This is a genomic window from Bacteroides sp. 214, from assembly GCF_010501015.1.
In the GTDB taxonomy this organism is placed as follows: domain Bacteria; phylum Bacteroidota; class Bacteroidia; order Bacteroidales; family Bacteroidaceae; genus Bacteroides.
The window spans coordinates 1-328 of record NZ_QVML01000047.1 but is presented as its reverse complement, the minus strand read 5'-3'; the positions used below and the strand labels follow the sequence as shown (position 1 = coordinate 328).

Here is a 328-nt window from a genome sequence, read left to right as displayed (position 1 = left end):
GTACGTTTTTTGGTACGTTGCAGGTAAGCCTCTACTTCGGTTTGTTGTTGAGGTGTAGTCAGCAGTGGAGTAAGTTCACTCTCGGGCGCAAGCACCATTCGCAGCTACACGGGTAGGGTCAATATCCTTGCGGGTAAGGGCATAGTCGAGCAAGTATAGTCCGTTAATGGCTTGTATTATGCACATAACAATTCGGGTCGTCCCGCTACGCGTACAGAAACATTGATCGACAATATACACATCATAAGGACGACGATATTTAACAGCCGGAGTCGTTATCAGATTCTTTAATTCGTTTTCGTCCCGCTTATTCAGGGCTTTTAACTGG

1 protein-coding gene is annotated in these 328 nt (G+C 46.0%); it reads right to left on the bottom strand.

The window, feature by feature from the left end; translation table 11 throughout:
- Window positions 1-75: 75 nt before the first annotated feature.
- The coding region (locus D0T50_RS13905; protein ID WP_163224044.1) for a hypothetical protein at window positions 76-328 on the bottom strand (253 nt) is incomplete at its 5' end.